The sequence below is a fragment of the Arthrobacter sp. UKPF54-2 genome, from assembly GCF_007858535.1.
In the GTDB taxonomy this organism is placed as follows: Bacteria; Actinomycetota; Actinomycetes; order Actinomycetales; family Micrococcaceae; genus Arthrobacter.
This window is the reverse complement of sequence record NZ_CP040174.1, coordinates 1,788,042-1,804,616: the sequence shown is the minus strand read 5'-3', so window position 1 is coordinate 1,804,616 and position 16,575 is coordinate 1,788,042. Positions and strand designations below refer to the sequence as shown.

Sequence of the window (16,575 nt, the reverse complement as noted above, 5' to 3'; positions counted from 1 at the left end):
TCCCCAGGCAGCATCCGTCCGCAGACAGAGGAGCGCACATGGCCAGGAATCCCGCCCGCCGGCCGGAGGAGCCGGCGACCGATCGGCACAACCTCGACCTCAGCGCGGCCAGCCGCGCCGCTGGCGGATCGCCCCGGCTCCACGGCTACCTGGCCGAGCCCGAGGGGGACGGGCCATTCCCGGCCGTGCTGATGGTCCACGAAGCCTTCGGCCTCGACGACATCACCGTCCGGCACGCCGAGCGGCTGGCCGCCGCCGGGTATCTGGTCCTGGCGGTGGATTTGTACAGCGACGGCGGCGCGCGCCGCTGCCTCGTGGCGACCATGCGTTCGCTGGCGGCCGGGCAGGGGCGGGCGTTTACCGACCTGGCGACGGCCCGGCAGTGGCTGCTGGATTCCGGCCGAACGACGGGGAAGATCGGCGTGATCGGCTTCTGCATGGGCGGCAGTTTTGCCCTGCTGATGGCCAACGACGGCTTCGACGCCGCGGCCGTGAACTACGGCAGGCTCCCCAAGGACCCGGAAACGGCCCTCGCCGGCGCCTGCCCCGTCGTGGCCAATTTCGGCGCCAAGGACCGGACCCTCCCCGGAGCGGCGGCACAACTTGAGTCGGTCCTCGAACGGCTGGGCGTCGAACATGACATCAAGGAGTTCGAAACGGCAGGGCACGCGTTCCTCAACGACGCCGAGACCGGGCCCAGGCCGCTGCGCCCGCTCTTCCGGGTCATGGGCATCGGCCCGGATCCGCAATCCGCGCCGGAGGCCTGGCGCCGGATCGAGGATCATTTCGCCCGCCATTTGAAGGGCTGAGCCCCATCGATTGCTCCAAGGACGCCGTTTTGAGGCCGCAAAACGGCGTTATCGGAGCAATCGATGGGTCCGGGACAGACGACGACGGCGGCGGCCACCTTGTGCAGGTGGCCGCCGCCGTCGTTAGTGTCCTGGAGTGCTAGCTGAAGAGCTGGCTCTTGGGCTCGTTGTGCTTGACCTTCTGCCAGCCGAGCCAGAGCACCACCGCGAAGAACGGAATGGTCGTTAGGGTCCACAAGCCCAGCTGGAAGACCTCGCCGGACTTGCTGGTCATGGTGTCGAACCCGATCAGCACGGTGATCGCCAGCAGCGCCACCAGGCCGGCCCAGCTGGTCCACGGGGAGCCCGGCATGGGCAGCGACGAAGCCTTGCCCTTGGTCTTCCGCAGGGCGATCTGGCTGGCGAAGATCGATCCCCAGGTGAAAATCACACCGATCGAGGCTGTATTCAGCGCCAGGTCGAAGGCGTGCGAGCCGCCCAGCCAGATGTTCAGCAGGATGCCGACGAGGTACACCGCGCCGATCGCCAGGATGGCGGCGTAGGGCACGTGGCTCTTGGACATCCGGGTCAGCCACTGCGGGGCGTGGCCGTTGTTGGCCATGGTGCGGAAGATCCGGCCGATCGAGTACAGGCCCGAGTTGCTGGAGGACAGGGCCGCGGTGATGACGATCATGTTCATCACGTCGCCCATCCACGGCAGGCCCATCTGGCCGAAGACGGTGACGAACGGCGATTCGCCGGCCTTGTATTGGTCCGAGGGCAGCAACATGGCCAGCAGGGTCACGGAGCCGACGTAGAACACGACGATGCGGATCACGACGGCGCGGATGGCCTTCGGGACCTCCTTGGCCGGGTCCTCCATCTCCCCGGCGGTGATGCCCACCAGTTCGATGGCGTTGTAGGCGAAGATCACGGCGTTGAGCACCAGGATCATCACGAGGGCGCCCTTGGGGAACATACCGCCGTCGGCTGCGAAGAGGTTGTTCACGGACGCGTGACCGGCGCCGACCTTGGCGTTGGTGACCACCATAAATGTGCCCACGGCCAGGAAGATCAGGATGGCCGCGACCTTAAGGACCGAGGCCCAGAACTCGAATTCACCGAACGCCTTGACGCTCAGCAGGTTCACCCCGACGAGGAGCAGCAGCGCCGCGATGGCGGTCAGTTCCACCGGGACGTTGGGGAAGAAGAACTGGAAGTACAGGCCGATCGCGATCAGCTCGGCGATGCCGGTCATGGCCCAGTTGATGAAGTACATCCAGCCGGAGAGGTACGCGCCCTTCTTGCCGAACATCTCGCCGGCGTAGCTGACGAACGAACCGGAGGTCTGGCGGTACATGATGAGTTCGCCCAGGGCACGCATCAGCAGGTAGGCGATGACGCCGGCGATGGCGTAGGAGAAGATCAGCGCGGGGCCGGTGGAGGCCAGCCGTCCGCCGGCGCCCATAAAGAGTCCGACGCCGATGGCGCCGCCCATGGCGATCATCGTGACCTGGCGGCCGCTCAGGGACTTCTTGTAGCCCTCGGCACTGAGGGTGGAGTCGACGACGGCGGATGGCGCCGTCGTGCTCTGGGTTTCTGTGGAAGTACTTTGTGGCACAACTGTTCCTTGGGGTCGGGGTCTCGCCGGGACGGGCAGGCAGGCCGGGGCACGCTAAGGCAAGGTATAAGCCCGGGGGTGGGGTCAGCGGAGGAACCGGAGACCGCAATGGCTCGCAGCGTCGCGCGGCTCATCCATAGTACTAGCTTTCGGAACCCGACCGTGACGCGGACAACATCGCGGGCCCTGTCGGGGAGCTAGGCTGAAGCCATGGGCACCGCTCTCCGTCAACTACCAGCACCACGTCCGGAGCTGTACGTTTTCTCCCGGCTGGACTGCGCAGCGGCGGGAATCTACACGGCGGTGAGCGCCTTCTTTGCCACCGCGTCCGGGCTGCTTGCTCCGCTGCTGCTGCAGCTCTCCCCGAACCCGGCGATAGCCTCCTACGCCGTCAATCTGGTCTTTTACGGGGTCATCGGCCTGCTCGCCCTGGCCGCGGTACGCCACGTGGCCCGCCGGGACCTCCAGGTCCTGGCCACCCGGCCCTGGTTCACGCTGCTGATGGTGCCGCTTGCCGTCATCGCCGCGATGATCCTGACCGCCGTGCTGGTGGCCGTGACCGGGCCGCCGCAGACCTCGGCAAACCAGGCCGGCCTGCAGGCCCTGATGCAGCAGGTCCCGGCCTGGCTGATGGTGCCGTTGCTGGTGGTGGTGGGCCCCTTTGTGGAGGAGTACATCTTCCGGCACCTGTTGATCGGCAAGCTGAGCGGGAAGCTGAACATCTGGCTCTGCTGCGTGCTCTCCGTCGCGTTGTTCGCGGCCGTGCACATCGTGGGCCAGGAGGCGCTGTCGCTGCCGGTCCTGATGCCGTACCTCGCGATGGGCGCCATCCTGGTGCTGGTCTACGTCTGGACCGGCAACAACGTGATGTTTTCCTACTTCGTCCACGCCGCGAAGAACCTGCTGGCGGTCATCTTCATCTATGCCATCCCGCCGGAAGTCCTGGAGCAGCTGCAGTAGGCCCCTCCGGGCGACGTGCGCCGGGCCGACTGCGCCCGCAGCCCTAGCGCCGGCGCCGCCGGCGTCGTAGGTTCTTCCCATGGCATTGAACATCCAGATCGCTGTTGACTGCGCTGATCCCCACGGCCTCGCTGAATGGTGGGCAGAAACCCTCGACTGGGCCGTGGAGCCGCAGGACGAGGACTTCATCCGCTCCATGATCGAGCAGGGTTTCGCCACGGAGTCCGAGACCAAGCTCCACCACGGCAAACTGGTCTGGCGGACCGGCGCCGCCATCCGGCCACCCGAGGATCTGGAGGCGAAGCCGGCCACGCGGAGGATCCTGTTCCAGACCGCACCGGAGGCGAAGACCGTGAAGAACCGGGTGCACTGGGACGTGAACCTCGCCGGCGCGGACAAGGACGAGATGCGCGCCGCCCTGGAGGCCCGCGGCGCCACGTACCTCTGGACCGCCAACGAGGGGCCGCATTCCTGGCACACCATGGCGGACCCGGAAGGCAACGAGTTCTGCATCAGCTGAGCCGATTACTAGACTCGGTCTGTGAGCAACGAAATCCCCGCCAAGGTGTCCGACGTCTTTGACCCCACCCGCTGGCGCACCGTGACCGGCTTCGACGACTTCCAGGACATGACCTACCACCGGCAGGTGGAGCGCTCCGCGGATGGCGCCGTGGTCCGTGACCTGCCCACGGTCCGGATCGCCTTCAATCGGCCCGAGGTCCGCAATGCCTTCCGCCCCGGCACCGTGGACGAGCTCTACCGCGCCATGGACCACGCCCGGATGACCCCTGACGTGGCCACCGTACTGCTCACCGGCAACGGCCCCTCCGCCAAGGACGGCGGCCATTCGTTCTGCTCCGGCGGCGACCAGCGGATCCGTGGGAGGGACGGTTACCGCTATGCCGACGGTGAGACGAAGGAAAGCATCGACCCGGCGCGCGCCGGCCGGCTGCACATCCTCGAGGTCCAGCGGCTGATGCGGACCATGCCCAAGGTGGTCATCGCCGTCGTCAACGGCTGGGCGGCCGGCGGCGGGCACTCGCTGCACGTCGTCTCCGACCTCACGATCGCCTCGCGGCAGCACGGCAAGTTCAAGCAGACCGACGCCACCGTGGGCAGCTTCGACGCCGGCTACGGCTCGGCCCTGCTGGCGCGGCAGATCGGCCAGAAGGCCGCCCGGGAAATCTTCTTCCTCGCCCGCGAATATTCCGCCGAGGACATGGTGAGGATGGGCGCGGTGAACGAGGCCGTGGACCACGAGCGGCTCGAGGACGTGGCCCTGGAATACGCGGCCGACATCGCCCGGCAGTCCCCGCAGGCCATCCGGATGCTCAAGTTCGCCTTCAACCTCGCTGACGACGGCCTGGCCGGCCAGCAGGTGTTCGCCGGCGAGGCGACGCGGCTGGCGTACATGACGGACGAGGCGGTGGAGGGCAAGGAGGCCTTCCTGGAAAAGCGCGATCCGGACTGGTCCCAGTTCCCGTACTACTTCTGAGGCGACGCACGTGACTGCCGTCAACATCGAGCCCGCCCTCGCAGCCCTCGCAGCCGCCCTCCGCGGGGAGGGGCCCGCCGTCGAACTGTCCGCCGGCCCGGACGGCTCCCCCGTCGTCAGCCTCGTTGGGACGTCCGGCTTTGAGGATGCCGCAGTGGTGGTGCGGACCTCCGGCTCCACCGGGGCGCCCAAGGCCACGGTGCTCACGGTGGACGCCCTCGCGGCCTCCTCGATGGCGACGGCGATCGCCCTCAAGGGAGAGGGCCAGTGGCTGCTCGCCCTGCCGGTGCAGTACGTCGCCGGCGTGCAGGTGCTGGTCCGGTCACTGTTCGCCGGCACCCGCCCCTGGGCGATGGACCTCACCGGCGGTTTCACCCCGGAGGCCTTCACCAGTGCGGCCCTGGAGCTCACCGACAAGCTCCGCTTCACCTCGCTGGTGCCCACCCAGCTGCAGCGGCTGCTCGAGGCCCCCTCCGCGCAGACCCTGGCCGTACTCCGGCGCTTCAACGCCGTCCTGCTGGGCGGTGCCCCCGCCTCGGCGGAGCTGCTCGAAACCGCCCGCGACGCCGGCGTCAGGGTGGTCACCACCTACGGCTCCGCCGAGACCTGCGGCGGTTGCGTCTACGACGGCGTGCCGCTGGACGGCGTCGAGGTCAGGCTGGGCGGGGACGGGCGCATCATGCTGGGCGGCGCCACCATCGCCGCCGGGTACCTGGACGCCCCGGAACTCAGCGCGGAGGCGTTTGTCGAGGAGGACGGCCTCCGCTGGTACCGCACCAGCGACCTCGGCGAACTGTCCGCGAACGGCACACTGACCGTGCTGGGCCGGGCCGACGACGTCGTGATCACCGGCGGCGTCAAGGTGTCCGCCGCGCACGTGCAGGCGGAGCTGGAGCGGCTCGACGGCGTGCGGGCGGCATTCGTGGCGGGGGTTCCGTCCGCCGAGTGGGGCCAGGCGCTGGCGGCCTATGTGGTGCTGGACGACTCTTCGCGCGGCGCGGCCGAGGACTTCGAGGCTCGGTTCGCAGCCGGCGGAACAGGCGCCTTGACGGGCGCACTGGTCCCGAAAACCGTGCTCACGGCCCCGGAACTCTTGATGCTGCCGAACGGCAAACCGGACCGGCTGGGCATGACGGTTCGGCTGGACGCCCGGCATCAGGGAAAATAGAGAAGCTTCAACCCAGTCTGTCCAACCAGATCGTCACCGAATCAACGAGGTACTGAACGTGGCCACAGCCGCACAATGGATCCAGGGCGCCCGGCTGCGCACCCTGCCGGCCGCGATCGCGCCGGTTCTGATCGGTTCCGCAGCCGCCTACGAGCTGGATGCGTTCCGCCCCGTGAACGCACTGCTGGCCGCCATGGTGGCCCTGCTGCTCCAGGTGGGCGTGAACTACGCCAACGACTACTCCGACGGCATCCGCGGCACCGACGAGGACCGGGTGGGCCCGCTCCGCCTGGTCGGCTCCGGGGCGGCGACGCCGACGCACGTCAAGCGGGCCGCGTTCGCGGCGTTCGGCCTGGCCATGCTGTTCGGCCTGGCCCTGGTCATCATCACTCAGGCGTGGTGGCTGATCCTTGTGGGGGTGGGCTGCGTTTTGGCCGCCTGGGGCTACACCGGGGGCAAGAACCCCTACGGCTACCTCGGCCTGGGCGACGTGTTCGTCTTTGTGTTCTTTGGGCTGGTGGCCACGCTGGGCACCACCTACACGCAGGCCGGCCAGATCAGCCTCGCGGCCGTGATCGGTGCGATCGGCACGGGACTGATCGCCTGCGCCCTGCTGATGGCCAACAACGTCCGCGACATTCCCACCGACCGCGTCGCTGGGAAGAAGACGCTGGCCGTGCGGCTGGGCGACAAGCATGCCCGGGAAAGTTACGTGCTGATGCTCGCGGTCGCGCTCCTGCTGGTGATTGTGCTCGCTCCCCGGCAGCCGTGGATGCTGATTGTCCTGCTGCTCATCCCGGCCATCCTGATGCCGTCCTGGCTGATGATCGCGGGACGACGACGCAAGAGCCTCATCCCGGTGCTGAAGCAGACCGGGCTCATCAACCTCGGCTACGCCGTGCTGTTCTCGCTCGGTCTGGTGCTGAGCCACGGGTTCTAGCCCGGGGCTCGGTTCGGGTCCGGGAGGCCTCGGCGCCGGTCCTGCCAGCGCCGGTGTCCGGCGCCCGGGCAGGCGCCGGCGGGAGCTAGGAGTCCTTGGGCCGGGTGTCCGTGCGCACGGTGACGTCCGGATGCTCATCCACCAGGCGGTCCTCCGCGGCGGCGTCGTCGGCTTCCCCCGCACTGCGCAGCGGCTTGGCCTGGCCCGAGAAGCGGTGGTGGATCGATGCGGTGGCCGCGTCACGCTGCTTCTGGAAGAACAGGAAGCTGATGGCAAAGGCCATCATTCCGGCGCAGAGGGCTGCCAGCAGCCAGCCCAGCTTCAGGTAAACAAACAGCGCGAACAACGGCACAAACAGCGCCAGACGGATCAGGGAGTATTTCAGGAAAGCCACCCTCCCAGTTTAGCCGTCCCGGTCCTGGCCCGGCCCCGGCCCGAAGCCGGAAGCTCGCATCGAGGCTAAACTGAAGCTATGCTCCGTGTCGTGGTACCCATCGTCTTGCTGGTCGTGTTCGTCTACGGACTGATCGACCTGATCCGGACCGACGCACGCCAGGCCAAGGGCATTTCGAAGCCGGCCTGGATTGTCGTGCAGATCGTCCTTCCGGTGCTCGGCGCCGTGCTGTGGTTCCTCCTGGGCAGGCCGCGCGGGGGTGCCGCCGCCTCCCCCGCCAGCTACCGCCACCCGACCGCCCCGGACGACGATCCCGACTTCCTCCGCAACCTGGAGCTGCGCCGCCGCAACCAGGCTGAGGCCGACCGACTCAAGAAGCTCAAGGACGAGCTGGACGCAAAGGAACGCGAGCTTGGCAACGGCACCGGTCCAACCCGCGGCCCGGAATCCGGCGAAGCCACCGGTGACCCCACGCAGGGCACCGACGAGGTTAAGTAGCACCGAGGCCCGGCAGCAGCACCACTCCGGGCCGTGCGGCCTTCATTCCACACCGGGCGCCCTGACGCCAGGCCGAGCCCCACCGGCGCCTCCACCATCCCTCATTCGCCACACATGGCCGGAACCCGGCCCCGCACAGCGGCCATTCGCCACACACGGCCGGAACCCCACCCCGCATAGCGGCCATCTTTGGCAAATCGCTGCCACGCACCCTCGCCACACGAACGTAAAGCCACCGATCCACTACTCCCCCACACCCGGCCCGCTCTGTGGATAACGTCGGAGCCGCCTCGCGGCAGGGGCAGAATTCGATCATGCGCCAACCCAGTGAGCTGCCCGCGCAGCTTCGAGACAAGCCCTTCACCATGGCAGACGCCCGCGCGGCGGGGATAAGCCGACGTCGAACCCGGGCCCGGGATCTCGTCACGCCCTGTTACGGAGTGCGCACCGCCGCCGCCAACCCGGACACACTCCTCGAACGAGTTCGCGCACTGGTTGGGGTAACTGCCGCAGTGGTGAGCCACCTCTCCGCAGCGGTGTTGTGGGGCTTCCCTCTGCCGGCCTCCTTAGTGGACACGGACCTGGTTCGATCTCGCGGGCATGCTGAGCCTCGATGATGTGGTGATCGCCGGCGACTTCCTCCTCCGACGCAGGAATCCCTTAGCCACGGTCGCCGAGTTGGACTCCTATCTCGCAGGGAAGCGGGGCACGCGGGGCTTCCGGCGCGCCATGCGTGCCCGCGAGTTGGTCCGTGCCGGCACGGATTCGCCCAAGGAAACCGAACTCCGGCTGCTCCTGCTCCGCCATGGCCTGCCTGAACCGGAAATCAACGTGCCAATGTTCGACGAAACGGGCGGCTGGGTCCAGGACCCGGACCTGTCCTACGAAACGGAGAAGGTCGCGTTCCAGTACGACGGCGGCCACCACGCCACACCGGCTCAGCGCCGCAGTGACATCTTCCGGGACGAGAGAGCCCGGGATGCCGGGTGGCGGGTAGTGGTGCTGACCCAGTGGGACCTGACCCCGTTCGCCCCCGGCCTGGAGCCGACGGCAGTCACCCGGGTACGGTCGGCGCTGGTGGAACGCGGCTGGACGGTGGCTCCACGGCTCCGGCAGCGCCGCGTGAGGCACGTTCCCCCGACAGTGCAGCCGCCCATCTGACGAAGATGGCCGCTAAGCGGGTGGCTTAGCGACCATTTCCGGCAAATCATGGGCGGCCCTTCCAGGCAGAATCGCTGGGCGGACGTCCCCCGGCGCCTACAGCCCCGAGTAGGAGTGCAGGCCGTTGAAGAACTGGTTCACGATCGTGAAGTTGAAGACCACGCACAGGTAGCCGACAATCGAGAGCCAGGCCGCGCGGGTGCCGGTCCAGCCGCGGGTGGCACGGGCGTGCAGGTAGCCGGCGTACACCACCCAGATCACAAAGGTCCAGACTTCCTTGGTGTCCCAGCCCCAGAACCGGCCCCAGGCCTTCTCGGCCCAGATGGCGCCGAACATCAGCGTAAAGGTCCAGCCCACAAACGCGATCGCGTTGATCCGGTAGGACAGGTTCTCCAGGCTCAACGCGTTCGGCACGAGGCGCATAAAGCCCAGCTTGTCAGCCCCGCCGGCGGCGATCGTCTTCTGCCGGTGCGACTGCACGAGCTGCAGCGCGGACATCGCGAACGTCAGGGTGAACAGCGCCGAAGACAGTACGGCGATGGAGACGTGGATGATCAGCCAGTAGCTCTGCAGCGCCGGCACGAGGTGCCCCACCGGAGTCCAGTAGGCCACGGAGGCGGCCACCAGCATGATGATGGCCAGGCCGATTACAAAGGTGCCGAGGAAGCGCAGGTCGCGGCGGATCAGCACCAGCAGGAAGACCGCCACCGCCACAAACGCGCCGGTGGTCAGGAACTCGTACATGTTGCCCCACGGCACCCGGCCGGCACCGAGCGCGCGGGTGATGACGCCGGCGGCGTGAATGGCCGCGCCCAACACGGTCACGGCGACGGCGACGCGGGCCGGAACGCGGCGCTCCGCGCCGTAGCGCATGCCGCCGTCGGCAGTCTGGCCGGCGCCCTGGCTGCCCGTGACCGACGACGTCGGACGCTCCGCGCGCCCGACCGGGCCGCTGACGTCCGAGTCGGCGCGGTCGACGGCGGCGGAGGCCCCGACGCCGGCACTCACCGGGATGCGGGCGGTCGCTGCACCGGAAAGCTCCGCGGCCTTGAGGTCCACGGCGCGCAGCGTCTTGCTGCTCTTGGCCAGGTCCCACGCGAAGGCGATGAAGGCCACGGTGTAGGTGCCGGCGGCGAGCAGCATAAAGAGCTCGCTGTACTGGCCCATGGTTTCGTTGATGGGGAACATTACTGATCCTTCTGTGACTCAGGAGAGCCTGCTGTGGTCTGGAGGGAATCTGCTGCGGGTTGTTCCTGGGCGGGCTGCGATCCGGGGCCTGCGCCGTCGTCCGCCCGGTCATTATCCGCCCCCGCGCTGGGAGCGGGCTGGGAGCCGGCGTCGTCCAGCGGCCACCCCGCCGCGAGCAGGGCCCGGATGGCTGCGGCCTCCCCCGCGAGCCGGTGGTCTTCGCCGCGGGCCAGCAGGCCGTACTCCACCATGGTCCGGCCGTCCTCGTGGGTTCCGGCACGGACCCAGGCGCGCCGGCGGTTGACGTACAGCGAGGTGACCAGGCCGGCGACGGCGAGCAACGCAAAGAAGAGGGCGTAGCCCTGGCCGGGGTTGTGGTGGATGTCGACGCCGACGTAGCGCTTGACTCCGTCGAAGCTGATGGTGCCCTTGCCGTCCGGCAGGGTGTGGGTGGCGCCGGGGGTCAGCACGATGCCCTTGGTGGGCAGGTTGCGGGCGTTCAGGGGCGTCAGTTTCTTCACGTCGAGCTCGAACACGTTTTGCGGCGAGCCGTTGTCCAGCCCGAGGTCGCCGTAGTAGGAGTTCAGCGTCAGCTGCGGGTTGAACAGCTCGGGATCGCCGCTGAAGGAGACGCCTTCCGGTGTGACGAACGCGGTGGGCAGGAAGAATCCCGCGAAGGCAAGCTGCTCGGGTTTGGCGTCGGGAACCTTGATGACCACCGAGGAGTAGTAGTTGTCGCCCTGCAGCTTGGCCACGACCGGGCCCTGCATCGCGACGTTGCCGGCGGCGTCGCGCACCGTGACCACCGGGGCGTAGCCGTTGCCGGTCAAATAGATGCTGGTGCCGCCCAGGTTGAGCGGGTCGTTGACCTTGAGCACCTGCTGCTCGGCCGGCGCCCCCGGGTTCTCCTTTGTGGTCACATCGGCCTTAAAGTCAATCGGCTGGCCGAACTTGCCCTTGGATTCGCGGTCAAAGGTGATCTGGAACTTGTCGAGCTGGATGGAATACGGCTGCAGCTGGCTGCTCTGGAAGTTCGTGCCCGGGGAGAACTGGTCGTAGCCCACCAGGGTGTTCACAAAGGTGTCGCCCTCCACCAGGATCCGCTGCCCGCTGTAGCCGAACAGGCCGCCGGCCGCGACAGAGACCAGCACCCCGATCAGGGCGGTGTGGAAGACGAGGTTGCCCACCTCACGGAGGAAGCCGCGTTCGGCGCCCAGCGAGGGCCGGGCGCCGTCGCGGTCCCTGACCTCCACCCGGTAGCCGCGCTTTTTCAGCAGCGCTGCGGCGTCGTCGATGGCGCGCGACGCTGGGATCCCGGCGTCGGCGGGGATCACCAGGGTGCCGTACTCGGGGAGTCTCGACAGCCGGGCGGGGGTGCGCGGGGGCTGGGACCGCATGGCCTTGTAGTGCACGATGGCGCGCGGCACCACGCAGCCGATCAGCGAGATGAACAGGAGGATGTAGATGGCGGAGAACCACGCCGAGGAGTACACGTCGTAGAGCTGCAGCGCGTCGAGGATCTTGCCGTAATCCGGGTGGTCCTTGATGTACTGGGTGACCACGGCGGGGTTCGCGGGCCGCTGCGGGAACAGCGATCCGGGGACGGCGGCGACGGCCAGCAGCAGGAGCAGGAACAACGCGGTGCGCATGCTGGTCAACTGCGTCCAGGCCCAGCGGAGCATGCCCGCCGGTCCCAGCGAGGGCAGGACGGCTTCCGCCTTGGCCGCGGCCACGGCATCCTCGGCGGGCGTCGTGCCGGCGCCGGGTGCGCCAGGGCCGGGTGCGCCGCTGAGCTTTGAGCCGCTGGCTGGGGTGTTCTTCTTTACGTTCACTCGCTCGCTCATCAGATCGGCAATTTCACATCGGTTTGGAACCAGTACTGCAGCCCGGACACCCAGGCACCCCACACGCCGCTGGCCATCAGCAGGCCCAGCACAATCAGGATGCCGCCGCCGGTGCGCTGGATGGCGAGCCGGTGCTTGCGGAAGAAGGACATCACGCCGATGCCGCGGCGTACGGCGAGGGCAATTAGCAGGAACGGGATGCCCAGCCCCAGGCTGTAGACGAAGGCGAGCAGGGCGCCCTTGGCGGCAGAGGAGCCGCCGGAAAGGCTCAGCAGCTGCACGGCCGAGTAGGTCGGGCCGATGCACGGCGCCCAGCCCAGGCCGAAGGTGATGCCCAGCAGCGGCGCCCCCCACAGCCCGGCCGGCGGCTTGGCATGGATCTTCGCATCGCGCTGCAGCCAGGAGAATCCGCCCAGGAACACGATGCCCATCAAGATCACCAGCACACCCAACAGCTGCGTGATCCAGGCGTTCTGCGAGCCGGTGATCAGTGTTCCGAGCTGCCCGAACGCCCCGCCGAGCAGGACGAAGATCACCGAGAAACCCAGCACAAACAGCCCGATCCCGGCCAGCATCCGGCCGCGCTTCTGCTGCTGCAGGTCGACGCCGGTGAGCCCGGTGACGTAGCCCAGGTAGCCGGGGACCAGAGGCAGCACGCAGGGCGAGAGGAAGGAGACGAGTCCTGCCAGCAGCGCCACCGGGATGGCGAGCAGCAGCGACCCGCTCAGGATGGCTTCGGCGAAGGGGCTGTTCACGGCGTCGTCTACTCCGCTACTCGGCCACGGCGGCGGCAATAAGGGACTTGAGGGTGCCCTTCTGGATTTCTCCGAGCACCCGGGACGCCACGCGGCCCTGCTTGTCTAGCACCAGCGTGGTGGGGACGGCGCCGGGCGGGACCAGTCCGGAGACGGCCAGCAGCACCGCACCGTCCTTGTCGTTGAAGCTGGGGTAGGTCAGGTTGAACGTCTTGTCGAAGGCCTCGGCCGTGGCTTTTTCGTCGCGCAGGTTGACACCGAAGAACTGCACACCCTGGCCCTTGAACTCCTGGTGCAGGGCCTCCAGGGAGGGGGCCTCCACCCGGCACGGGGCGCAGGCGGCGAACCAGAAGTTCAGCACCGTGACCTTGCCGGGGAAGTCCGACGCCGTGACGGCGGTCCCGTCGAACAGCGTCCCTTTGATGTCCACCGGCTTTTTCCGGTCGGCGACGGCGAATTCGGTCACCGAGCCGTCGCCGGCGACGTAGTTCTTGTTGTCCCCCGCCTTGGCCTGCTTGGCGAGGTCGTCTTCCTGGGCGCAGCCGGAGAGTCCCAGCACGCCGGCCAGCGCCGCGCCGCCGGCGGTGAGGATGCTGCGGCGGGTCAGCCGGGGTTCGGTCCCTGGCATGTTCAGGCCCCCGGGGTGCTCGAGGCGCCGGGCAGCAGGGCGGCAGCGGGCTCACTGTAGTCAACGCGCTGCAGCGTCCCGGCGTCGTCGAACACCAGGGACGTCACGGAGGTGAGCGTGCATTCACGCTTGCGCGGGTCGTGCCACAGCGGCCTGCCTTCGGCGCTGAGCCGGGTGGCCCAGATGGGCAGCTGGTGGCTGACCAGGATCGCTTCCGCGCCGTCGCCGCCGAGCTCGATGGCGCGCAGCCGCGCGTCCTGCACCGCGGCGGTCACCCGTGCGGCCTGCTCCCGGTAGGGCTCGCCCCAGGAGGGCCGGAGCGGGTTGCGCAGCATGGGCCAGTGCTTCGGCCGGAGGAGCTCGGCCCGCGAGACCTGCATGCCCTCGAAGTAGTTGGCGGCCTCGATGATCCGGTCCTCGGTGACGATGTCCAGGTTGAGGGCCTCGGAGATCGGCTGGGCCGTTTCCTGGGCGCGGGTCAGCGGCGACGCCGCGAGATGCACGATCCTGGCCCCTTGCGCGGCGCGGTCGCTGAAGTGCCCGGCAAGCGTGCGGGCCATCTGCCGGCCGAGTTCGGAGAGGTGGAACTCGGGCAGCCTGCCGTACAGGACACCGTCGGGGTTGTGGACCTCGCCGTGGCGGAGCAGATGAACAGTGGCTTGGGGCATGTGTACCAGTTTCTCAAAGGGCAGGGGCAATGACGAAATCTTCTACAAGAAGTAGAACTCAAACTTTTTGCGAAATGTTCCCCTGGGGCGGAATAAAAGATGCAAATGCATGTTTATACTGGGTGAAGCAGTTAGTTGAGACTTCAACCAATGAAGCCGCAACCAACGATCAGATGACTTTCCGCACGACCCACCCGACTCAAGGAGAACCACCATGGCACTTCCCGCAAACCTCACCACCGGCACCTGGACCCTCGACTCCTCGCACAGCGAGATCGGCTTCACCGTCCGCCACGCAGGCATCAGCAAGGTCCGCGGCCAGTTCAAGGAAGCCGACGCAACCCTGGACCTGGCCGAGAACGTCACCGATTCCAAGGTCAACGCCACCATCAAGACCGCCAGCTTCGACTCCGGTGACGTCAACCGCGACGGCCACGTCCGCGGCGAAGACTTCTTCGACGTCGAGAAGTTCCCGGAGATCTCCTTCGTTTCCAACGCCATCGTCCCCAAGGGCGACGCCTACGAGCTCCAGGGCGACCTGACGATCAAGGGTGTCACCCGTCCCGTAGCGCTGGAGACCGAGCTCAACGGCGTGGCCGTCGACCCGTTCGGCAACACCCGCGCCGGCCTGACCGCCGAGACCACCATCAGCCGCAAGGACTTCGGCCTGACCTGGAACGCCGTCCTCGAAGCCGGCGGCGTGCTGGTCAGCGACAAGGTTGCCATCAACCTCGAACTGGCCTTCATCGCCCCCGCAGCCTAATTCGTCCTCCGCACCCAGCGGACGGGCCGTCCGGCCCCCCGGATGCCCTGCAGGCACCCCGCGCCATCCTCGGATGGGGCGGGGTGCCTTGCTTAACCGGGGCCGCTGGAAAGCACTGATGCCGCGGTCTAAAGTGAAATTCATGAGCACCACCGGCGACGTCCCCGAGCCCGAACAGCCGGGCGCCAATCCCCCGGAGCCCGGACGCGGTTTCAAGGTGCCGGACCACTGGCCGCGGACATTCAACGAGGTCATGCCGGCCGGCGGCTATTCCGGAATGTTCAGCGTCCCGGCGATGCCCACGGAACTGAAGATCTCCTACTGGGTCTGGGTGATCGGCGGCCTGCTGGGCCTGCTCGCAGGGGTGATCGGGCTCTTCGGCGCGCTCGTGCTCTTTGTGGTGTCGCCGCCGGCGGGCATTCTGCTGCTCCTGCTGGTACTGGTGGCCCTCGCCCTGGCCGGGGCCCAGATCACGCTCGCCATGAAGATGAAGGAGGGCTGGGAGTGGGCCCGCTTTGCCCTGACCATCGCCGCCGGCGTCAGCCTGGTGCTCGCAGCCCTCAGCACCGGGATCGCGGGCGGGGGCAGCTGGCCGGGCTTCCTCATCAGCCTGGCCGCGACCGTGCTGATGTGGCTGCCCAACTCCCAGCCGTGGTTCACCGCGGGCAAGCCCCGGTTCTAGCCCGCGGCCAAGCGAGGTCCCCCGGGCGGTACCGGGTCCCGGAGCGCGGTGCGGCGGGCCCCGAAACCGGCGGGAAATGCGGCTGAGAATACCTCTGCGGAATCACCCAAACCGCCGCAGGCCCGGGGTACGGTGGAGTTAAACCACGCTGGGGGCAGGGTTAGACACTGGTCCCGGCAGTCCCATCCGCCATCGAATGCAAAGGACCGCCATGAGTAACCCGCCAGTCGAGCCTTCCAGTCCGGACGGACCCGAGTCGGGCAAGCAGGCTCCCCAATACGGCCAGAACGCTCCCCAGTACGGGCAGCAGGCTCCGCAGTACGGCCAGAACGCCCCGCAGTACGGGCAGCAGGCACCCCAATACGGCCAGAACGCTCCCCAGTACGGGCAGCAGGCACCCCAATACGGCCAGAACGCCCCGCAGTACGGGCAGCAGCCGCCGGCCTACGGCCAGGGCCAGTACGGGCAGAGCCCCTACGGCCAGTCGCCCTATGCGCAGTACCCGTCGGAGCTTCCCGCCGGCGGCGCCGGGACCCGGCCCTCCCAGCTGGACCTGGCCTTCTGGCTGATCATCGGCGCGGGGGTGCTTTCCCTCATCAGCAGCTTGGTTGTTGCCTTCACCGGCACCGCGTACTTCGAATCGGCCATGCAGCAGGCGGCCGCCCAGCAGGGCACCAAGCTCTCCGCCGACGACCTCAGCGCGATGCGCGCCATCATCCCCGTCAGCGGCGTCATCGGCGGGCTGATTTCCTTCGGGCTCTACGCCCTGGTCGCCTTCCCGGTCCGCAAGGGCAAGAACTGGGCCCGGATCCTCGGCACCGTCTTCGCCGCCCTGTCGCTGCTGGGCCTGTTCGGCGGAGCGTTCTCCTTCGGCGTCCTCTCCGGCGTCCTGCAGATCATCGTGATCCTGATGGGCGCGGCAGGCATCGTGCTTCTGTACACGCCCTCGGTGGCACCGTACTTCCAGAAGCAGCAGCCGTTCGCCAACCCGTATTCGCAGAACCCCTACGGCCGCTAGGTCA

The 16,575-nt window shown here is 68.0% G+C and carries 18 protein-coding genes; 11 read left to right on the top strand and 7 right to left on the bottom strand.

The window, feature by feature from the left end:
* Window positions 1-38 precede the first annotated feature (38 nt).
* The gene (locus E7Y32_RS08255; protein WP_146336703.1) at window positions 39-809 is read left to right on the top strand and encodes a dienelactone hydrolase family protein; all 771 of its coding nucleotides are present in this window, start codon (window positions 39-41) and stop codon (window positions 807-809) included.
* A gap of 139 nt (window positions 810-948) precedes the next feature.
* Here the strand turns inward: E7Y32_RS08255 and E7Y32_RS08250 are convergent, their stop codons facing one another.
* Window positions 949-2,409 (bottom strand): amino acid permease, encoded by a 1,461-nt coding sequence (locus E7Y32_RS08250; RefSeq protein WP_146336702.1) that lies wholly within the window; start codon window positions 2,407-2,409, stop codon window positions 949-951.
* 210 nt (window positions 2,410-2,619) lie between these two features.
* Between E7Y32_RS08250 and E7Y32_RS08245 the strand changes: the two genes are divergently transcribed.
* From E7Y32_RS08245 to E7Y32_RS08225, 5 genes are all read left to right on the top strand, one after another.
* Window positions 2,620-3,369 carry a CPBP family intramembrane glutamic endopeptidase gene (locus E7Y32_RS08245; protein WP_146336701.1) on the top strand — a complete coding sequence of 250 codons (750 nt, stop codon included), beginning with the start codon at window positions 2,620-2,622 and terminating at the stop codon, window positions 3,367-3,369.
* A 79-nt stretch (window positions 3,370-3,448) separates the two neighbouring features.
* Window positions 3,449-3,889, top strand: coding sequence for a VOC family protein (locus tag E7Y32_RS08240; protein WP_146336700.1), 441 nt, complete (start codon window positions 3,449-3,451; stop codon window positions 3,887-3,889).
* Window positions 3,890-3,910: 21 nt separating this feature from the next.
* A complete protein-coding gene (locus E7Y32_RS08235; RefSeq protein ID WP_146336699.1) occupies window positions 3,911-4,864 on the top strand; it encodes a 1,4-dihydroxy-2-naphthoyl-CoA synthase in 954 nt (317 codons plus the stop codon).
* Between the two features lie 10 nt (window positions 4,865-4,874).
* Window positions 4,875-6,032, top strand: a complete 1,158-nt coding sequence (locus tag E7Y32_RS08230; RefSeq protein ID WP_146336698.1) for an AMP-binding protein — start codon at window positions 4,875-4,877, stop codon at window positions 6,030-6,032.
* Window positions 6,033-6,090: 58 nt separating this feature from the next.
* On the top strand, window positions 6,091-6,972 hold the full coding sequence (locus E7Y32_RS08225; protein WP_146336697.1) for a 1,4-dihydroxy-2-naphthoate polyprenyltransferase: 882 nt from the start codon (window positions 6,091-6,093) through the stop codon (window positions 6,970-6,972).
* Window positions 6,973-7,057: 85 nt separating this feature from the next.
* Here the strand turns inward: E7Y32_RS08225 and E7Y32_RS08220 are convergent, their stop codons facing one another.
* A complete protein-coding gene (locus E7Y32_RS08220; RefSeq protein ID WP_146336696.1) occupies window positions 7,058-7,366 on the bottom strand; it encodes a DUF4229 domain-containing protein in 309 nt (102 codons plus the stop codon).
* A gap of 78 nt (window positions 7,367-7,444) precedes the next feature.
* Here E7Y32_RS08220 and E7Y32_RS08215 point away from each other — a divergent pair, with 78 nt between their 5' ends.
* A complete protein-coding gene (locus tag E7Y32_RS08215) occupies window positions 7,445-7,864 on the top strand; it encodes a PLD nuclease N-terminal domain-containing protein (RefSeq protein WP_146336695.1) in 420 nt (139 codons plus the stop codon).
* Between the two features lie 600 nt (window positions 7,865-8,464).
* Window positions 8,465-9,025 (top strand): hypothetical protein, encoded by a 561-nt coding sequence (locus E7Y32_RS08210; RefSeq protein WP_261382384.1) that lies wholly within the window; start codon window positions 8,465-8,467, stop codon window positions 9,023-9,025.
* Window positions 9,026-9,121: 96 nt separating this feature from the next.
* Here the strand turns inward: E7Y32_RS08210 and ccsB are convergent, their stop codons facing one another.
* The 5 genes from ccsB to E7Y32_RS08185 are packed head-to-tail and all read right to left on the bottom strand — an operon-like array spanning window position 9,122 to window position 14,108.
* Window positions 9,122-10,213, bottom strand: coding sequence for a c-type cytochrome biogenesis protein CcsB (gene ccsB / locus E7Y32_RS08205; protein ID WP_146336694.1), 1,092 nt, complete (start codon window positions 10,211-10,213; stop codon window positions 9,122-9,124).
* The gene (locus E7Y32_RS08200) at window positions 10,213-12,057 is read right to left on the bottom strand and encodes a cytochrome c biogenesis protein ResB (protein WP_146336693.1); all 1,845 of its coding nucleotides are present in this window, start codon (window positions 12,055-12,057) and stop codon (window positions 10,213-10,215) included. Before E7Y32_RS08200 ends, ccsB begins: the two co-directional genes overlap by 1 nt.
* The gene (locus tag E7Y32_RS08195; protein ID WP_146336692.1) at window positions 12,057-12,812 is read right to left on the bottom strand and encodes a cytochrome c biogenesis CcdA family protein; all 756 of its coding nucleotides are present in this window, start codon (window positions 12,810-12,812) and stop codon (window positions 12,057-12,059) included. The genes E7Y32_RS08200 and E7Y32_RS08195 overlap by 1 nt, the downstream gene beginning before the upstream one ends.
* 16 nt (window positions 12,813-12,828) lie before the next feature.
* Window positions 12,829-13,440: a TlpA disulfide reductase family protein gene (locus tag E7Y32_RS08190; RefSeq protein ID WP_186466956.1), complete on the bottom strand. Its 612-nt coding sequence runs from the start codon at window positions 13,438-13,440 to the stop codon at window positions 12,829-12,831.
* 2 nt (window positions 13,441-13,442) lie between these two features.
* On the bottom strand, window positions 13,443-14,108 hold the full coding sequence (locus tag E7Y32_RS08185; RefSeq protein ID WP_146336691.1) for a histidine phosphatase family protein: 666 nt from the start codon (window positions 14,106-14,108) through the stop codon (window positions 13,443-13,445).
* Between the two features lie 214 nt (window positions 14,109-14,322).
* On the opposite strand from E7Y32_RS08185, the gene E7Y32_RS08180 reads away from it, so the two are divergent.
* The 3 genes from E7Y32_RS08180 (at window position 14,323) to E7Y32_RS08170 (ending at window position 16,571) form a co-directional block, all read left to right on the top strand.
* Window positions 14,323-14,871, top strand: coding sequence for a YceI family protein (locus tag E7Y32_RS08180; protein ID WP_146336690.1), 549 nt, complete (start codon window positions 14,323-14,325; stop codon window positions 14,869-14,871).
* Between the two features lie 142 nt (window positions 14,872-15,013).
* Window positions 15,014-15,553, top strand: a complete 540-nt coding sequence (locus E7Y32_RS08175) for a hypothetical protein (RefSeq protein ID WP_261382383.1) — start codon at window positions 15,014-15,016, stop codon at window positions 15,551-15,553.
* Between the two features lie 211 nt (window positions 15,554-15,764).
* Entirely contained in the window at window positions 15,765-16,571 is an 807-nt protein-coding gene (locus tag E7Y32_RS08170; RefSeq protein ID WP_146336689.1) for a hypothetical protein, read from the top strand.
* The last annotated feature ends 4 nt before the right edge of the window (window positions 16,572-16,575 follow it).